General features: G+C 44.0%; 14 protein-coding genes and 1 pseudogene. 4 read left to right on the top strand and 11 right to left on the bottom strand.

All coding sequences use genetic code 11. The features are described from left to right. Positions 1-14 precede the first annotated feature (14 nt). From PPA03S_RS02255 to aiiA, 3 genes are read right to left on the bottom strand one after another with little or no spacing between them, the layout of a single operon-like run. Positions 15-1,403: an Asp-tRNA(Asn)/Glu-tRNA(Gln) amidotransferase GatCAB subunit A gene (locus PPA03S_RS02255; protein WP_062319363.1), complete on the bottom strand. Its 1,389-nt coding sequence runs from the start codon at positions 1,401-1,403 to the stop codon at positions 15-17. After that, positions 1,400-2,749 (bottom strand): MFS transporter, encoded by a 1,350-nt coding sequence (locus tag PPA03S_RS02250; protein ID WP_062319361.1) that lies wholly within the window; start codon positions 2,747-2,749, stop codon positions 1,400-1,402. Before PPA03S_RS02250 ends, PPA03S_RS02255 begins: the two co-directional genes overlap by 4 nt. Before the next feature lie 14 nt (positions 2,750-2,763). Next, positions 2,764-3,522 (bottom strand): quorum-quenching N-acyl homoserine lactonase AiiA, encoded by a 759-nt coding sequence (aiiA, locus tag PPA03S_RS02245; protein ID WP_062319359.1) that lies wholly within the window; start codon positions 3,520-3,522, stop codon positions 2,764-2,766. Positions 3,523-3,671: 149 nt separating this feature from the next. Here aiiA and PPA03S_RS34470 point away from each other — a divergent pair. Further along, a pseudogene (locus PPA03S_RS34470) lies at positions 3,672-3,746 on the top strand (transposase); the annotation flags it as partial. Between the two features lie 460 nt (positions 3,747-4,206). Here PPA03S_RS34470 and PPA03S_RS02235 read toward each other — a convergent pair. The 3 genes from PPA03S_RS02235 to PPA03S_RS02225 form a co-directional block, all read right to left on the bottom strand. Then, on the bottom strand, positions 4,207-4,935 hold the full coding sequence (locus tag PPA03S_RS02235; protein ID WP_062319355.1) for an amino acid ABC transporter ATP-binding protein: 729 nt from the start codon (positions 4,933-4,935) through the stop codon (positions 4,207-4,209). Then, positions 4,928-6,373 (bottom strand): amino acid ABC transporter substrate-binding protein/permease, encoded by a 1,446-nt coding sequence (locus PPA03S_RS02230; protein ID WP_062319353.1) that lies wholly within the window; start codon positions 6,371-6,373, stop codon positions 4,928-4,930. Before PPA03S_RS02230 ends, PPA03S_RS02235 begins: the two co-directional genes overlap by 8 nt. Before the next feature lie 269 nt (positions 6,374-6,642). Beyond that, a complete protein-coding gene (locus tag PPA03S_RS02225; RefSeq protein WP_245683489.1) occupies positions 6,643-8,778 on the bottom strand; it encodes a M1 family metallopeptidase in 2,136 nt (711 codons plus the stop codon). Positions 8,779-9,069: 291 nt separating this feature from the next. Between PPA03S_RS02225 and PPA03S_RS02220 the strand changes: the two genes are divergently transcribed. Then, positions 9,070-9,744, top strand: coding sequence for a DUF421 domain-containing protein (locus PPA03S_RS02220; RefSeq protein ID WP_245683488.1), 675 nt, complete (start codon positions 9,070-9,072; stop codon positions 9,742-9,744). Positions 9,745-9,837: 93 nt separating this feature from the next. Here the strand turns inward: PPA03S_RS02220 and PPA03S_RS02215 are convergent, their stop codons facing one another. From PPA03S_RS02215 to PPA03S_RS02200, 4 genes are all read right to left on the bottom strand, one after another. Next, positions 9,838-10,284, bottom strand: coding sequence for a MarR family winged helix-turn-helix transcriptional regulator (locus tag PPA03S_RS02215; protein ID WP_062319349.1), 447 nt, complete (start codon positions 10,282-10,284; stop codon positions 9,838-9,840). Positions 10,285-10,564: 280 nt separating this feature from the next. Then, a complete protein-coding gene (locus tag PPA03S_RS02210; protein WP_062319348.1) occupies positions 10,565-11,587 on the bottom strand; it encodes an NADH:flavin oxidoreductase/NADH oxidase in 1,023 nt (340 codons plus the stop codon). A 35-nt stretch (positions 11,588-11,622) separates the two neighbouring features. Further along, a complete protein-coding gene (locus tag PPA03S_RS02205) occupies positions 11,623-11,967 on the bottom strand; it encodes a rhodanese-like domain-containing protein (protein ID WP_062319346.1) in 345 nt (114 codons plus the stop codon). Positions 11,968-12,440: 473 nt separating this feature from the next. After that, entirely contained in the window at positions 12,441-13,661 is a 1,221-nt protein-coding gene (locus tag PPA03S_RS02200) for an MFS transporter (protein WP_068963913.1), read from the bottom strand. Positions 13,662-13,895: 234 nt separating this feature from the next. On the opposite strand from PPA03S_RS02200, the gene PPA03S_RS02195 reads away from it, so the two are divergent. Beyond that, entirely contained in the window at positions 13,896-14,762 is an 867-nt protein-coding gene (locus tag PPA03S_RS02195; RefSeq protein WP_062319344.1) for an AraC family transcriptional regulator, read from the top strand. A 125-nt stretch (positions 14,763-14,887) separates the two neighbouring features. On the opposite strand, the gene PPA03S_RS02190 is transcribed toward PPA03S_RS02195, so the two are convergent. Next, positions 14,888-15,928, bottom strand: a complete 1,041-nt coding sequence (locus PPA03S_RS02190; RefSeq protein WP_062319342.1) for an NAD(P)-dependent alcohol dehydrogenase — start codon at positions 15,926-15,928, stop codon at positions 14,888-14,890. A 207-nt stretch (positions 15,929-16,135) separates the two neighbouring features. On the opposite strand from PPA03S_RS02190, the gene PPA03S_RS02185 reads away from it, so the two are divergent. Beyond that, positions 16,136-16,549, top strand: coding sequence for a MerR family transcriptional regulator (locus PPA03S_RS02185; protein ID WP_062319340.1), 414 nt, complete (start codon positions 16,136-16,138; stop codon positions 16,547-16,549). Positions 16,550-16,593 lie beyond the last annotated feature (44 nt).

Below are 16,593 nucleotides of genomic sequence, written 5' to 3'. Positions count from 1 at the left end.
AAATTTAGTCAGGCTTACAAATCCGGATGTCTCTTGTGCCAGTCGGTATTCATCTCATAAGTATTGCCGATACCTAGTACAGTCGCTTCTTCGCAGGGGCGGCCAATCAATTGCATATTAATCGGCAGACCAGAAGGTGAGAAACCGCAAGGCATGCTCAAGCTAGGCAAGCCGGTCAAATTGGTCGGAACCGTAAATGAGTTCAATCTGAATACACTAGTAGTATCATCTGCACGCGGCGCGGTGATCGGTGTTGCAGGCGTCAACAGGATGTCGATTCCGGACAATGCATTCAAAAAATCATTGACAATTAGTTGCCGGGCCCGCTGAGACTGGAGGTAAATGGAAGCCGGAATATCTCTACTGCTTTCAAGAAACATTCGGACATCCGGACCATACTGTTCCAAATCTGTCTCAAGCCACTTCTCGTGATTCGAGAACATCTCCGTCATCATAATGGCCATCGTCGCGCTTTGGGCATGTTTGATCATGGGTAGGCTGACTTCGATGATTTCCGCTCCCAGTTCACGGAATTTATTGATAGCGGCCTTCATCGCAGCTTCTACTTCCGGCATCAAATCCTCGTAATAGTAGCTTGTCGGCAATCCGATACGTACACCCCTGAGACCATTCGGATACATCTTGATACCTGGCGCAGGCAGATCGACCGTCGATTCATCCTTCGGATCGAAGCCTGACATCACATCCAAGCACAGGGACGCATCCATGACGCTTCGGGTCAACGGACCCGAGTGGTCCAATGACCAGGCCATTGGAATGATACCATACCGGCTGACCCGACCGTACGTCGGCTTCATTCCTACGACGCCGCACAATGCGGCGGGTATGCGGATCGATCCTCCGGTATCCGATCCTGTTCCCAGATAAGCAAGTCCAGCCGCCAAAGCAGAAGCCGAGCCGCCGCTTGAACCTCCCGGTACAAGTTCAGTGTTCCACGGATTGAGGCAAGGACCGAAGTGCGGGCTGGTTGTTGTCAATCCCGCAGCGAACTCGTGAGTCTGTACTTTGCCTAGCAGAACTGTTCCAGCCTCATGTAGCTTAGTTGCAACCGTCGAATCGTAATCGGGGACAAAGCTGTTTAATATTTTTGAACCGGCAGTTGTTCGGATCCCTTTAGTGTAATATAGATCCTTATGAACGATGGGAATCCCGTGAAGGGGCCCTTTGTACCGACCATGCATAATATCGCGTTCCGTTTGCTTCGCTTGTTCAACCGCCAGCTCGGCCGTCTGGGTAACGAAAACGTTCAGTTTCGGATTCAAACGTTCGATGCGATGAAGTGCATGTTCCGTAATCTCTACCGGGGATATTTTCCTTGTCCGGATCCCTTCGGCTAGCTCATGTATAGCAGCAAAGGACAGTTGGGAATTTAATTTACTCATCTCGTCATCCTCCCTATCTTCGGACAAGTCGTCCGTTTACCCGCAGGATTTGTTTTTCTTGCCAATAAGTATGTTAGGATTGCCAACAGGGCAATGGTAAAATATACAACAGAAAAAGGTATCTTTAAATCAATCAGTCGGCTGACCAGCGCGGGACCGAATGCTCCGCCTAGTAGATAGGCCAGCGTGAAAATACTCATCCCCACACCCAGCTCAGCCGAACGGAGTGTCGTCGAAACCAAATTGCTGCTAGAGGTGAGGACACCGTTGAATCCAATCATAAGGATAATGATCAATAAAGCATCGAACCATGGCGGCAAATGTACGGATACACCAAGCAGTATAAATCCGCCAATGACGAGACTTTGCGATATGACAAGCACGCGGGAGCTTCCGAAACGATCCGTCCAACCTCCGATCCGGGATCCGAGCAAGGCTGCGCAAGCAGCACCGGGAAGCATCAGTAGACCGATTTTGCTAGTCGGTAAATGAAAGGCGTTCTTCATCATGACAGGAAAAGTAAAGGTTAACCCCGTGTTGCAAACGAAGGTAAGAAATCCAATTCCTAGAATTCGTCGGTAAGGAGCATTTTTCTTGAAAGATGCATCGATAAATGGATCTTCTTTTTTCTGAATATGAGTACCGAACCATAGAAGAACTGCTGCTCCTGCAATGAGCATAAACCAATAGTTAGTAACCCCTAGCAATACAAACGCCAGTCCGGCGGAGAACAAAACAGCTCCGAGAATATCGAATGAACCGCGGTCGTGTTTCTTGCTTGGAACATATTTGAATACCAAAGGGATAACAAATAGGCTTAGACTGGACACGATGAACAAAGCGCGCCAGCCAAAGTATTGCTCCACGAAACCGCCGAACACAGGCCCGAAGCCGGAAGCAAAGGCAATTGTGGCGGACAACGTTCCCAGTACCCGTCCCTTGACGGCAGGCTTAAAATATAGGGTTACTGCCGCATAAGACAGGGGCGAGATGGACGAAGCCCCTGCTGCTTGCATTAATCTCCCAATAATGACTTGCAAGTATGAAGCTGCAAAGAAGCCGATCATAGAGCCGAAAGCAAAAAGGATTAAACCAATGACATACAGCTGACGGAAGGAAAAGGACTCCGTCAACTTGCCGTAAGTACCGGCGCCGATGGCCATCAAAATGCTATATCCGACCATGACCCAGCTTACTTGCGAGGAGGTCAGAGCAAAGTCAGCGGAAATCGACGGTATAGCCAAGTTAAACATGGTCATATTGATGTTTCCGAAAATAATGAGTAAGCAAAGTGTCCCCATTAATTTCCGCTCATTACCGGATAAAGCCATTGATTGACTATCCATAGCCTATTCCTCCATTACAGGAAGTCAGGAAAGGTGCGGCATGTTTGAGCTTGATCTCTATCGTGTCCCAAGAAAACATAGGACGGCCGAACATCCTCAATCAACTCCTGCATGCGAGTAATCGATTTGGCAGCCATCTCTTGATCGAATGTCAAGAACGGTACGCTACTCTCGAAGTTCTCCCGAGTATAAGCAACATCAATCGTCAGAAGCACTGGACCCGACTTTTCCGTTGTGACGAGGACTGATTGATGGCCAGGGGAATGACCTGGAGTAAAGAAAATTTGAACCCCCGGCATCAATTCATGGTCACCCTCAATGATTTGATATTGTAAATCGGGCAGCCTGCACTCTAAAGGAGAGTAATCCTCGTTGCCTATGGCCGCATCATACTCTGCCCTTTGAATAAGGATCGGCGTATTGCGGAAATGCCCGTTTCCCCCAGAATGATCCAAATGTAAATGGGAGCTAATGACCATCTGAATATCGTCAGGTCGATAACCGACACGCTTTAACACATTCACGATCGAATCGCCTTCTGACATGTTGGGGACGACGCGCCCTTCACGTCTAGTCCCCTTGTAGTAATCGGGATTGTTGATAAAAGCGTCTGGCATTCCCGTATCGATGAGTATCGGCCCGCTGGTCGTTTCCAACAGAAAAGACCACACATGCATTCCGACTAATTTTCCGGGGGCAAGGGTTCGATTAACTGCCGATTGATCTAGGAAACATTCACCTACAGGTAAAAAATACAGCTTCTTGACATACATCCATTTTCACCCTTCATACTATAAATTCGGACAACTTGTCCGTTCGGGATTTATTATATCGGACAACTTGTCCGATGTCAATTCGTCATCAGAAAATAAGGCCGATCATTTTGCTAAGGTATTTTTTATGTTTGTCAACATTTCTATATTATGCGAAAGGCATGACCACTAGAGATATTCATGATCACTTAAATCAACTTTACGGAATCGACATATCCCCAAGCTATACACTGCTCGAAGAAGAGCCGATTTACAAGGAAGGGATTACCCCTGACATCGCCGGTCGAATTGCGGCAAGCGGTCAGCTTTTTGACACCGTTCGCCTTGCGGAAAAACGATTCCCCAAAAATAAAAGGCTGCTGGATCGATTTGTCCAAACAGCCTTTTGGGAGTGAATTTCCTACTTTACTTGAATATTATTTTGCTGCATCCACAAAGCCTAAAAAAGCAGGGCATCGATGACGCGCTCATACAACCATATTCCGGCCACGAAAGCCGTAAATCGCTGGAAGTGTATTCAAAGTTGGCGATCACCGATGCACAGTTTGAATACAACGAGGTTATCAATAAGTTCCCGATATAATTTCTGCTACTTTGCGGGTGGTATCAGCGACGCTGGTACTACCCCCATATGCAAAAAAGCCGCTAAATTAGCGACTTTCCATGTTCTTACCAGTTGAACCTCTAGAGCACTTTTTCCAAAAAGCTGATCGTCCGCTCATGTTTTGGATTTCCGAATATATCCTCAGGATTGCCTTGCTCTACGATATAACCACCGTCCATAAAGATAACCCTATCAGCCACTTCACGGGCAAATCCCATCTCATGGGTGACAATGATCATCGTCATTCCTTCGCTCGCCAAATCTTTCATTACCCCAAGAACCTCGCCCACCATCTCAGGGTCAAGCGCCGAAGTCGGTTCATCAAATAGCATAACGTCCGGATTCATGGCAAGTGCACGAGCGATAGCCACCCGCTGTTTTTGTCCACCTGAAAGTTGATTAGGATAGCTGTCTGCTTTATCTGCCAAACCAACACGATCAAGTAAACGCAGCGCTGTATCGCGTGCTTCCTGTTCTTTTAATATCCCAAGTTCTCTGGGGGCAAACATGATGTTTTTCAGCACACTGAAATGAGGAAACAGATTAAAATGCTGAAACACCATCCCAATATTTTCACGTGCTTTGTTAATGTTCGTTTTGGGATCATTCAGATCCCGCTCATCTACAATAACCCGTCCAGCTGTAATCTCATCTAACTGATTAATACAGCGCAAAAATGTACTTTTACCCGAACCGGACGGTCCGATCACACAGACCACTTCACCTTCGGTGACCGACATGTCGATTCCTTTTAAAACCTGATTTGTCCCAAAGCTTTTCTTCAGTCCTTCAACTTTAATTTTACCCACGACGAACCCTCACTTCCAGATAGTCAGCAATTTTAGTCAATGTGATGATGACAATCAGGTACATGACCGCAACGGTTAACCAAATGTCAAAAGAAGCAAACGTTCTTGCGATGACAATTTTACCGGATTGCGTCAACTCCACAAGGCCAATGACAGACAAGATTGACGTATCTTTCAATGTAATGACCATCTGATTGATAAACGAAGGAATCATCACCCGTATGGCTTGGGGAATGACAATCTTCATCATGGCTTTGCGGTAAGGAAGACCCAATGAACGGGCCGCTTCCATCTGCCCACGATCAATCGACTGAATACCTCCACGAATAATTTCTGTGACGTAAGCCCCTGCATTCAAACTCAGTGTCAGAATGGCGGCCAGGAACAGCGGCATGGTAAAGCCCATGGCCTGCGGTATCCCGAAATAGATAAAGAACGCGAGGACAATCAATGGAATTCCACGGAAGATATCTACAAATACCGTTGCAACTCCACGAAGGAATTTATTTTGTCCTACCTTCATAAAGCCAAAAATCAAGCCGATAATAAAAGCAAAAAACAAAGAAATAATGGTATAGAGCAGCGTCTTCCCCAGACCTTTGAACAGGGCTGGCAGGGATTTTTGAACCAATTCCCAGCGACCCAGGTTGGCAGTTGGAGCATTCTCACCAAGGTATTTTTCATTAATGCGTTTATATTCACCGTTAGCCTTGATATTCGTCAGGCCTGTATTAAACATCTCAAGTAATTCCTGATTCTTACCCTTGCTTACCGCAAATCCGTAGGAGGCTCCCTCTTCTTTCTTGGTAACGATTTTCAAACCGTTATTCTGGTTCACCCCATAGGCCAATACGGGGTGATCTTCAAAACAGGCTACGGAGTTCCCGGTTTTCACATCGTCATACATTTGCGCAGAATCATCAAACGGAACGATCGTAAAGCCGTATTTGGTGGCGATGGATTCAGCAAAGCTGTACCCTTCTGTTCCCGTTTTCACGGCAACCTTTTTGCCTCGAAGATCTTCATAACTTTTCACAGTATCGTTATTTGCGCTAATTCCCATAACAACACCTGATGGATAATAAGATTCTGAAAAATCAAACTTCTGTTTTCGTTCATCCGTAATGCTCATCCCCGCAATAACGCCGTCCACCTGATTGGACTCCAGCGCTTGCACAGCTGCATTAAATCCCAAGGCTTTAATTTTATAATTGAAGTTCTGGTCTTTGGCGATCGCATCCAGTAAATCCATGTCGATGCCCACATAATTTCCATTTTCATCCTCATATTCAAATGGTGCAAATGTAATATCCGTGCCGATCACATACGTCTTGCCCGAATTGGAATTTGCACTCGCATCCTCAGACCATCCGGATAACCCTGCCGCTAGAAGCAGAATTAGTGATAATGCAAAAAATGAGACCTTGGTTGTTTTCATATGTCCTCCTCATCTCGGTGTTCTCCGAATACGGATCAATTTCTGGTTATTGATGTTGCTGTAGTCCCTTTTTAGATGTCTTTGCACATTATATTGTTATTATTTGCAGTATATTAACAATCAATGCTTTCCCTAACATTCTTCCTTGTCCTCCACGATGTATTATTTTTTAAACCATTTAAATATCCACGTTATAATTACCCGTCAAGCAGCTTAACAAACCAGAAATGATCTCAAATAAAAAAAGTCGCCATAGAGGCGACTTGGGTTTAGTTCTCGGCAAAAAATTTCGAAAGTGGATTGTCCACTTTTTTATCTTCTGAGACCTGACCCTTCTTGTCCAACACATAGTACTGATAATAAGCGTCGGTGAATCCGATGGATTTCTGCATATTCATCATGTATGATTCAAGGGCCCCACTATTCAGATGATCTTCATTCCAGTAATAGTGCAGCATCAAACGATTCTGATTATAGGGATGTTTGATCACATAGGCTCCATTGGCAGATGGCTGGTTCATGTTCTTCTTCCATTGAAAACCGATTTTATCCGCTCGTTCCATGATGTTGGATTTTAACGCTTGAACCCAACCGTTTGATTGCGCTTGACCAATCACAATCACGTTGCTGGTGGCCAGTTCCTTTTTCATTTTTTTCTTCAAAATCTGACGATCCCGAATCACATCATACTTTACTCCGCTCAAGTCGAAAAGAGTTGTCAGTTGGTTCACCATGAGTTCCTGTTGTTTGTTCGCTGACTTGCTCACCTGATCACTGATCACAATGGCTAATGGCTCACCCTGAAGGGCTTTATGCATCACACGGCTCATCGTTTCAAAAGGCAGATTCGGAACCTGCGTTAATGCTGATTCATACAGCGATTGAAACTGATCATGAAGATAAGCGGTTTTTTCCTCATTCGACAGTTGATACTCAGGCTTCAGCACAAAGTTAGGCTCATACAGGGCCTGCTTCATGTCACTTCTAGCCTCTTTCCCCAGTACATCTTCTATCGTTTGGAGAAGTCCGTCAATCGTAGCGTTTTGGTACACATAACGTTTAAAGTATGCTTTCATCAATGTATCAAATTGCTCTTCTCCGACGGACCGGTACAATTGATATATCGCCTGGCGGCCTTTATTATAAAAGACCGGGCTTGCCAGGTCTCCCACCTCTTCATTGGTCGAAGCGATAGCTTTATCTTCAGTGGATTCATCAAATTGAATGGATTTAAAACCTTGCAGCTTATCGCCCAGCTTCTCGGTAAAATATACCGTGGAAAAATCCGCAAAACCTTCGTCCAGGAAAGACTCTGTCTCTGAGTTATTTCCGATTAATGCATGGAACCACTGATGTGCAATTTCATGAATAAATACGGTATCCTGTCCCGGATCGGAATTTAGTCCGATTTGCCCCATTTGGATGACTCTTGAATACTCGATTGCCACACCTTCCACATACGATTCGACAACCCGGAATTCCGGATAAGGGTATTTACCATATTTGTCACTGAAAAAATCGATGGCTTTGAATGCCTGATCAATATACCCATCAACGATTTTTTTCTTTCCCGGTTGATTGTCCAAATAATAATACTCCACGGTAAGCCCATTACGGGTTACGCTGTCCACTTTGAAGTTCGGGCTGGCAAAGAAAACAAACTCCCTCGTATTCTGGGCCACAGCTGACACCACTTTGCGCCCATTCTCGACATCATCACGTGTTGTTATCGTACCAGGCATCATGACCTGATATTGTTCGGGAACATTGAACTGAACTTCATAATCCGCGGAAGTGTAATAATCCGTTTCAAAGGTTTGACTATAGGGTTTGGTGTCCCATTCATGCTTGGCCTCGTCATAGACAGACACCACTGGAAACCAGTGAGCCCCATTAATAATATCCTTGTAATACGATAAGCGTTGTGAGCCGTATGGAATCTTCAGGTTAAATTGAATTTGAACAGAAACGGATTCACCAGGCTGAATCGGATGTTCCAAATTCACTATCAAGGCTTGGTTTTTATTACTGAAATCAAGAGCTCGACTGTCAGTCATCACCTTCTTAATATCAATCCCGCCTAGAAAGTCCTCCGGTTTCTTATCAGGATTATCTTTGCTGATCTCTTGATTCGAACGTTCAAACATGGTTGTTTGTGTTGATTTCGAGCGATTGGCATCTGCATAAGTATGAAAAACTAACTCTTTCAGCGTATCCTTGCTCGTATTTTTGTAAGTAATCGATTCGCTCCCCTCTATCGTCATATTGTTCTCGTTTAGCCGGGCTTCAATTCGGTATTGAATAGGTGTCTGGGATTTAACATCCTCTATGGCTTGTGAAACGGTAAACTCTGTAGATGGAGCAGCCGCAGCGCTGCCCGTGTTTAAGATTGGACATGCTGCCAAAATCAGAGTAAGTGTGCTGACAGTTGCTATTCTGACTAGATTTGAAGCTAATGCACTTGAATGGTTGATATAAATATAAATCTCTCCTTCGAATGAATTGTGAAGCACTGATGCAAGTATAGTCGGCCAACCTTACACTGATTTAATGTGAAACTTAAATTTCGTTTAAAAAAAGGAGCGGTTTGCATTAATTTTTGGATGAATTGGACATTCCAAGTTATGCATGTTTTTTTTACTAACCGACAGGGTAAATGTTCTTCATGAATTGGTTTTAATGGAGGGGATATCAATATGTTTATGGATTTAACTATCAAGCTTGTGATTAGCTTTTTTGGTCTCTGGGCCATCACTTTTATCACGGGTAGAAAAACGTTAAGTCAACTTACACCGTTAGACTTCCTAACTTCATTAGTACTAAGCGAAATCGTGGGAAATACGCTCTATGACGATCAAGTCAAAGTAACTCATCTCCTATTCGCCTTGGTCGTTTGGACTGCTCTCGCTTACCTTTTTGAGAAAGCAACAACCCGGTTTGTAAAGTTTGGGTACGTAGCTGAAGGTAGAGTTGCCCTCTTAATCGATAATGGAGTCGTAAATCAAAGTTTGATGAAAAAATATGATATTGAGTTTAAACAATTGCTTTCCATGCTTCGCAAACAGAATGTTTTTTCGCTCCAGGAAGTGAAACATGCGGTCTTAGAAATAGACGGAACTCTATCCGTCCTTCGCAAGCCTGAATATGAACCGCCAACGGCTCAAGATATGGGTTTGGAAACACAATCCGATAATTTCGCTATTACAGTGATTGATAAAGGGGAACTACTGAAGATGTCGATGAGAGGAAGCCACATTGATCTGGATCAGGTAAGGTTGGAGATGCAGAAACAGGGATATGACAATATGAAGGATATAGCATATGCAGAGTATGGCGAAGATGGGTCGCTTTATATCATTCCGAGAAAGTGAAAGAAAAACGAACTCTAAGTAGAGGATAAAATAATAAAACAATCGTTCCGAGGTTACATACCGAGAAACGATTGTTGTGTTGTGTAGACATAATCATTCTGTTGTACTTTGTTGAATCAATGCGTGAAGTTCTTTTTGAAGCTCGTCAAGCTCGTCTTCCAAGCAAGCCGTTTGCATGATCTCATTAAAAGTAATTAATGCTTGTTTGAATTTTTTCTCCCCAAGGTCAGTTAAGCAGGTATAGACCCCTCTTCGATCATCTTCACAAACATGCCGTTGTAAAGCACCACAATTTTGGGCTTCCATTCTCACGACAAGTCGTGATATGGCACTCTGACTAAGGCCAACCATTTCCTGCAATTGCTGCAATCTAAGTTTCTTATCAACGGTTTGGGACAGAAAATAAAGAACGTAGAATTCCTTTAAAGACAGACTGTACTTCTCTTCTAAAGCACTTTCCAACCTATTATTAATCTTAGTCTGAATATCACTAAAACTTAGCCAACGATCTAAAAGTTTGTTATCCATATGGGTATTCATCAAGTGTTCACCTGTTCTATATCATAGTATTTAGTCAATCGGTTATCGCCCTCGGCTTATATGGATTTGCATATAGTAAGTATAACCTTCACGGGGTATCCGTACCAGAGCTTTTGTTATTATAACTTCGATGGCTGGAGACATACACAGCATAAAACAAGCAAAAATCATATTTAGAGTGTCACCATATAACAACTTAGATAGTCATTCGAAAGACTCTTAACTGCTAATGTTTCCTACTGAGAAAAGGCCAACCATATTGAGGTTGACCTAACTTCACTTAGAATCCTGTAGTATACTGTTTAGGAATTTCGGTTTCTTTTCTCAAATTGGTTGCCGCTTCTAAGGCCCAGTAAGGGTTTCTAAGCATTCCTCTTCCAATAGCAACCAAATCAGCATCTTCATTTCCGATGACAGCGTTAGCTAACGTTGGATCGTCAAGTCTCCCAACAGCCATCACTGGAATATCAAGAGCTTGTTTAATATCTTTAGCTAAAGGCACTTGATAAGCTGCATGCGTTCCTGGTCTACCCCATGCAGCAATTGGCCCCTCACCACCGGAGGAAATATCGAACATGTCTACCCCCGCTTTTTGATAATCCTTGGCAAAAGCTATGCTTTCATGAATGCCATATCCACCCTCAACATATTCCTTTGCTGAAATACGCATTAAAAGTGGCATATCTTCAGGCATTTCGGATTTGGCCGCATGAATGATCTCCCGACCAAATCGGGTAAGGTCCTTCCCGTATTCATCATCCCGTTTATTTGTAAGCGGAGAATGGAACTGATGAATCAAATAGCCGTGTGCTCCATGAATCTCAATAGTATCAAAACCAGCCTTGACAGCACGTGCTACGGCAGTACGGAATTTTTCCACCTGCTCTTTAACTTCTTCTGTTGTAAGCGTACGAGGCTGTTTTGAATTTTCATCAAACGCAATGGCAGATGGCGCTACAGGAACTTCTGCATCTTCTGCCTTTCGTCCGGCGTGTGCAATCTGAATCCCCACTTTTGCACCGTAACTATGACACGCATCTACGATACGTTTCAAAGCCGGGATCTGCTCATCCGACCACAACCCAAGATCGAAGTCGGATATGCGTCCGTCTGGCTCTACATCTGTCATTTCAATGATAATTAATCCAGCACCACCTATCGCACGACTCACATAGTGCAGGTAATGCCAATCTGTCGCAATACCATCTTTTTGATCAACCGAATATTGACACATTGGCGGCATCACAATACGGTTTTTCAATTCCAGATTTTTAATTTTGTATGGACTAAATAAATCTTTCATGAGTAATCCTCCAGTACCTATAGTTGTGTAATCCTTTATTTAATGACGTAGATAAATTGGAATCCTTGCTTTCGCAATATTCGTGCAGCTTTTTTGGATTTGAATATCCCCGTAGGCATTATCATTACATGATCATCAGGCACAAGATGCTTTTCCCAAACAAAAGGAAGACGTCCTAGCGAGATATTAATCGTCCCGGCTGTAGGCTCAGTCCAATACTCAAATGCATCCCGGATATCTATGATCTTATAGTCACCAAATTCAGCTCGTCTGTTCAAAAAGTCATGATAATCTACATGTTTAAGGTTTGGTAAAGGCCACAATTGACGTCCAACTGCAAAAAAAACGATGATAACGAATAATAACATCCACCAAAACATTCCGAGCCCTCTCTTATCTTTAAAGAATACAGGATAAGTACCACAGAATTTTCACTTACTGCACAGCTTCCATCTCTGTAAAACCTGAAGCTGACCCCATTATTTGAAAGGATCTGGACTCATAAACCAATCTCGAGTTCAGATTTGTTGCAGTGCATCTGCTTTTATATGCGTCGGCTTGTTTTTTTGCATCACCGGCCGGATGGTGTACCCCTTAATAAAAGCATGCGCATGCATGTAATTTAACGCAAAAATCACAGGGTGTCAAGTAGGTTCTAACATGAAGCTCTTTTCGGTCGGTAGTCGAATCCCATTCAAAGACCTTTGGACTTGGGTATTGTAACGTTCAGGGAACAAAAAGCCGGATGTATACTGAAGATGCATACATCCGGCTTAAATTTCAATTACGCAGGACCTCAACTGCTGCTGATCATGAACACCTTAACTACAGGTGCTGTCCAATATCTCGCCAACTAATGGGTACTTGGAATGGTGTAATCCACTTTAGGGGCAGTTGCTATGTCTGGATTTAATTGAATGGAACGCTGGCATATCGCTGTAACCCCAAAAGCCAGCAAAGCTAGAACTACAGCTACCGGAGGTACCCACTCCACGCCGCCCAAATCAACGGCAAATCCGCCGATTCCGGAGCCGAGCGCAATACCCACATTTGCCGCCACCGGCAGCAATGTGGACGCAAACGGTTTTGAATTCGGTGCTATTGCTCCTGATACATCGAATAAATATAGTTGAGACGCAGCGCTCATGGAGGATGACAGGCATCCGACCAGGAACAGGAACGCCAAGCCAAGCCATAGATGGGATACGGTGAAGCTGAGCCCTAGAAAGATGGCCGCTTGTATTAAGAAAAGCCATTTAAGTTTGGATAGAAAATCTCCTTTGGCTATTTTGGCACCGATCCAGTTGCTAAGTATGCTGCAGACGCCATAGATGAGAAGTACGGCGCTGATCCAACGTGTGGATACACCCATGGATCCCTCCAACAATGGGGTGATATACGTAAAGATCACGAAGATACTGCTGTTTCCAAGGACTGGAATCAAGCATGCCAGTAATATTCGTGGCTTCATAAAGAGAGCCATCTGATCACTAAATGTACCGACAATGGTTGTCGTTTGCCGCGGGAGAATACGGAACATGAACGCAAAAGGCACGACACCGATACATGCTGTAACGACGAACGTCATGGACCAGTTCAGATGCTGTCCGATGAAGGTGCCGAGTGGGACGCCAAGCACATTGGCAATAGAAAATCCGCCCAGAATCCAGGCAATGGCTTCCCCTCTTCGCTCCTTGTTGACTGCGTCGCTTGCAATCGAAATCGAAAGCGATATCGTAAGTCCGCATGCAACGGCCGATACGATACGAATAACCATCAAGGAAAAGAACGTTGTTGAGAATACGGTTAGCAGGTTCAATGCCAGCACGATGGCAAACCCGATCAAAATGGAATTTCTTCGGGATATTTTGGCCAGGAAAGCAACGGCAAACGGCGTCCCGATCGCATAAGCGATAGCGAAGCCGGAGACGAGCGCGCCTGCAGCAGCCAATGAAACTTTCATGTAGGTTTCGATTTCCTTCAATACGCCCACGATCACGTATTCGGTTGTTCCCAATACAAAGCTAACAAGTGTAAGTGTTAAAATAAGTAAATTATCTCTTTTTCTAGTCATGAATAAGCCCTCACCATTCTTTCTAATGTTGCAAGCGTTTCAATTTCTCAAGTGTTTCTCTTCCCAAGCAAATTTCGCTTTCTCATCCCTCCAGTTTCGTTATATAGTACATATTAATGAATAGTGAAATTGTACTGTCAGACATGTTAGACGACAATCAAGGTTGTTGTGGTCTTCACTCAAAACATTATGAATATTGTCATTTCACCACAGAATCTTGAAGGGAAGACATTAATGAATACACGCCATGAATCCGACCGACTGCATGAAGATCAAGATTGCATCATTATTTATGTAGGGAAGTTGGCAGACAATCCCCATTGGAGTTTTCCGACCCATAAACATGACGACTTACATGAGATCATATACGTGAATGAGGGCCAAGGCTCGTTCACGATTGATGGGACGAAGCACTCCGTTCAAAAAGGAGACCTTCTCATTTATAACAAAGGCACACTTCACGAGGAGAGATCGGACCCGGAATTCCCATTATCAACTTTTTATTGCGGCTTTCGCTTTAAAGAGGGTACCCGAGGAAATAAGGATTGGGTCGTTCCTCCCGGCAGTGAGCCAGTCGTTCGTGCAAACCGTTATTCAGAAGAAATCCGTTCATTAATGCAGACCATGTTCAATGAATTTTCAATTCGGGAAGAAGGCTATGACTCTGTCTCCCATCATCTGCTGAATGCCGTGCTGGTGATCATCGATCGTATGTCACGTTATCAGCATACGGCGGGCGAGATCGTTCGGAGCAATACACTTGCCAACAGCATTAAAGATTATCTGGATACGAACTACAGGCAAAATATCAAGCTGAAGGATCTGGCAGATCAGTTCCATATCGATTTCTACTACCTGATCCATATGTACAAAAACTGCTATGGCACTTCACCCTACCATTACTTGATCCAGCGAAGAATGGGAGAAGCGACCCGGTTGTTGGTCTCAACCAAGAAAAAAGTGTGGGAAATTGCCAAGCTGGTCGGCTACGACAATCCGAACTACTTTACAATTCTTTTTACCAAAACGGTCGGTGAATCACCGAGAAGTTTCCGAAAAAGAAATCAAAAGGACATGTTCAGTGATCCATCATCCAACTAAAACAGGTAACCTTAATCGGTATAAATTCAAAAGGAATTAATATAAATATGTCCACTCGCGATCATAAAAATAAAGAAGGCAAACCAGAAGGTTCTGGTTTGCCTAATCATACGATATGACTGCAATTAAATTGTGCTGGTGTCAATTACGAATCTGTACTTCACATCGGAAGCTAATACACGTTTATACGCTTCGTCAATTTGGTCGGCTGAGATGACTTCGATCTGAGGCACAATGTCATGTTCTGCACAGAAATCAAGCATTTCCTGTGTCTCGCGGATGCCGCCAATCATTGATCCTGCGAACGAACGACGATGACCGATAAGGGACATTACGTTCACTGCCAACGGTTCCCCCGGAGCACCCACGTTAACCAGAGTACCATCCAGAGTGAGTAGTGCAAAATAAGCATTAATGTCAATATTCGCACTTACGGTGTTAATAATTAAATCAAAGGAGCCCGCAAGTTTTTCGAAGGTTTCTGGCTCACTTGTAGCGTAGTAATGATCTGCTCCAAATTGCAAGCCATCCTCCTTCTTCTTCAGGGATTGTGACAGAACCGTTACCTCTGCACCCATGGCATGTGCGATTTTGACCGCCATATGGCCAAGACCGCCCATACCAACAACAGCTACTTTCTTACCAGGTCCAGCTCCCCAATGGTGCAGCGGCGAATATGTTGTAATACCTGCGCAAAGTAGTGGTGCAGCCGCATCAAGCTCGATGTTGTCAGGAATACGAACAATGAAACCTTCAGTCACGACAATGTGAGTGGAATACCCGCCTTGGGTAGGTTCGCCGTACTTGTCCACACCTGCGTAGGTAGGAATATTTCCTTTGAGGCAGTATTGCTCTTCTCCTCGGCGGCAGTTTTCACATTCACCACAGGAGTCCACCATGCATCCCACTCCTACTCGGTCACCAACCTTGTACTTCGTAACTTCGGGTCCGATTTCTGTGACAATCCCTGCGATCTCATGTCCAGGTACGAGGGGATAGTTTACTGGGCCCCATTCGCCATGTGCCGTATGAATATCAGAGTGGCATATGCCAGCATATTTAATTTCGATCAGGACATCATGAGAGTCAAGATCGCGTCGATTAATCTCAGCCGCCCGGAACGATTGGTCCGGACCATCTACAGCTCGTGCTTTTGCAGTTATCATAAAGAAAGCCTCCTAAAGTTTCATTTTCCAAGAGAATGATTTTTCTCTCGCAAAGCTATCTTAATCCCTCTAGTTAACTCTAGGTCAAATATCTTTTATAAAAATTGATGTTCAAGAGGCTTTGACAGCTCTAATACAGCGTGGTAAAATTCCGTAAGATTCTAGAGTTAACTCGAAGTCTAAGTAAGTGTGCAAAGGAGAAATTCAATGACGTATTCGATCAGTGAAGTTGCAAACGAATTGAATCTTACCGTGTATACCTTGCGTTACTACGACAAGGAAGGACTCATGCCTTTTGTAGAACGTACCCCAAGCGGAACACGAAAGTTTAAAGAGTCAGACATAGACTTTTTAAAAATCATACAATGTCTGAAATCTACGGGGATGCCGATTAAGGATATTAAAGATTTCATTGAATGGTGTGCCGAGGGCGATTCCACCTTACAGGAACGATATGACATGTTTACGGAACGTAAGGCAAGTGTACAAGCACAGATGGAAGAACTGAAAAGAACCATGGAAGTTATCGAACATAAATGTTCCTACTACAAGACTGCACTGGAAGCTGGAACAGAAGAAATTCATAAAACCAATAAAATCGGGAACTTTGTTACCCGTTAACAACTGCATACTAACTACTAAAAGCCTAAAGTTTGTTGACTTTA

This window comes from Paenibacillus pabuli NBRC 13638 (assembly GCF_001514495.1).
Taxonomy (GTDB): Bacteria; Bacillota; Bacilli; order Paenibacillales; family Paenibacillaceae; genus Paenibacillus; species Paenibacillus pabuli.
Note: the sequence above shows the minus strand (reverse complement) of the source record. Positions and strands in the feature narration are given on the sequence as shown.

Bases quoted from the DNA above. Each gene is read 5' to 3' on its own strand.
- PPA03S_RS02255 (WP_062319363.1), bottom strand. From the start codon at position 1,403: ATGAGTAAATTAAATTCCCAACTGTCCTTTGCTGCTATACATGAGCTA.
- PPA03S_RS02250 (WP_062319361.1), bottom strand. From the start codon at position 2,749: ATGGATAGTCAATCAATGGCTTTATCCGGTAATGAGCGGAAATTAATG.
- aiiA (WP_062319359.1), bottom strand. From the start codon at position 3,522: ATGTATGTCAAGAAGCTGTATTTTTTACCTGTAGGTGAATGTTTCCTA.
- PPA03S_RS02230 (WP_062319353.1), bottom strand. From the start codon at position 6,373: ATGAAAACAACCAAGGTCTCATTTTTTGCATTATCACTAATTCTGCTT.
- PPA03S_RS02220 (WP_245683488.1), top strand. From the start codon at position 9,070: ATGTTTATGGATTTAACTATCAAGCTTGTGATTAGCTTTTTTGGTCTC.
- PPA03S_RS02215 (WP_062319349.1), bottom strand. From the start codon at position 10,284: ATGAATACCCATATGGATAACAAACTTTTAGATCGTTGGCTAAGTTTT.
- PPA03S_RS02210 (WP_062319348.1), bottom strand. From the start codon at position 11,587: ATGAAAGATTTATTTAGTCCATACAAAATTAAAAATCTGGAATTGAAA.
- PPA03S_RS02205 (WP_062319346.1), bottom strand. From the start codon at position 11,967: ATGTTTTGGTGGATGTTATTATTCGTTATCATCGTTTTTTTTGCAGTT.
- PPA03S_RS02200 (WP_068963913.1), bottom strand. From the start codon at position 13,661: ATGACTAGAAAAAGAGATAATTTACTTATTTTAACACTTACACTTGTT.
- PPA03S_RS02195 (WP_062319344.1), top strand. From the start codon at position 13,896: ATGAATACACGCCATGAATCCGACCGACTGCATGAAGATCAAGATTGC.
- PPA03S_RS02190 (WP_062319342.1), bottom strand. From the start codon at position 15,928: ATGATAACTGCAAAAGCACGAGCTGTAGATGGTCCGGACCAATCGTTC.
- PPA03S_RS02185 (WP_062319340.1), top strand. From the start codon at position 16,136: ATGACGTATTCGATCAGTGAAGTTGCAAACGAATTGAATCTTACCGTG.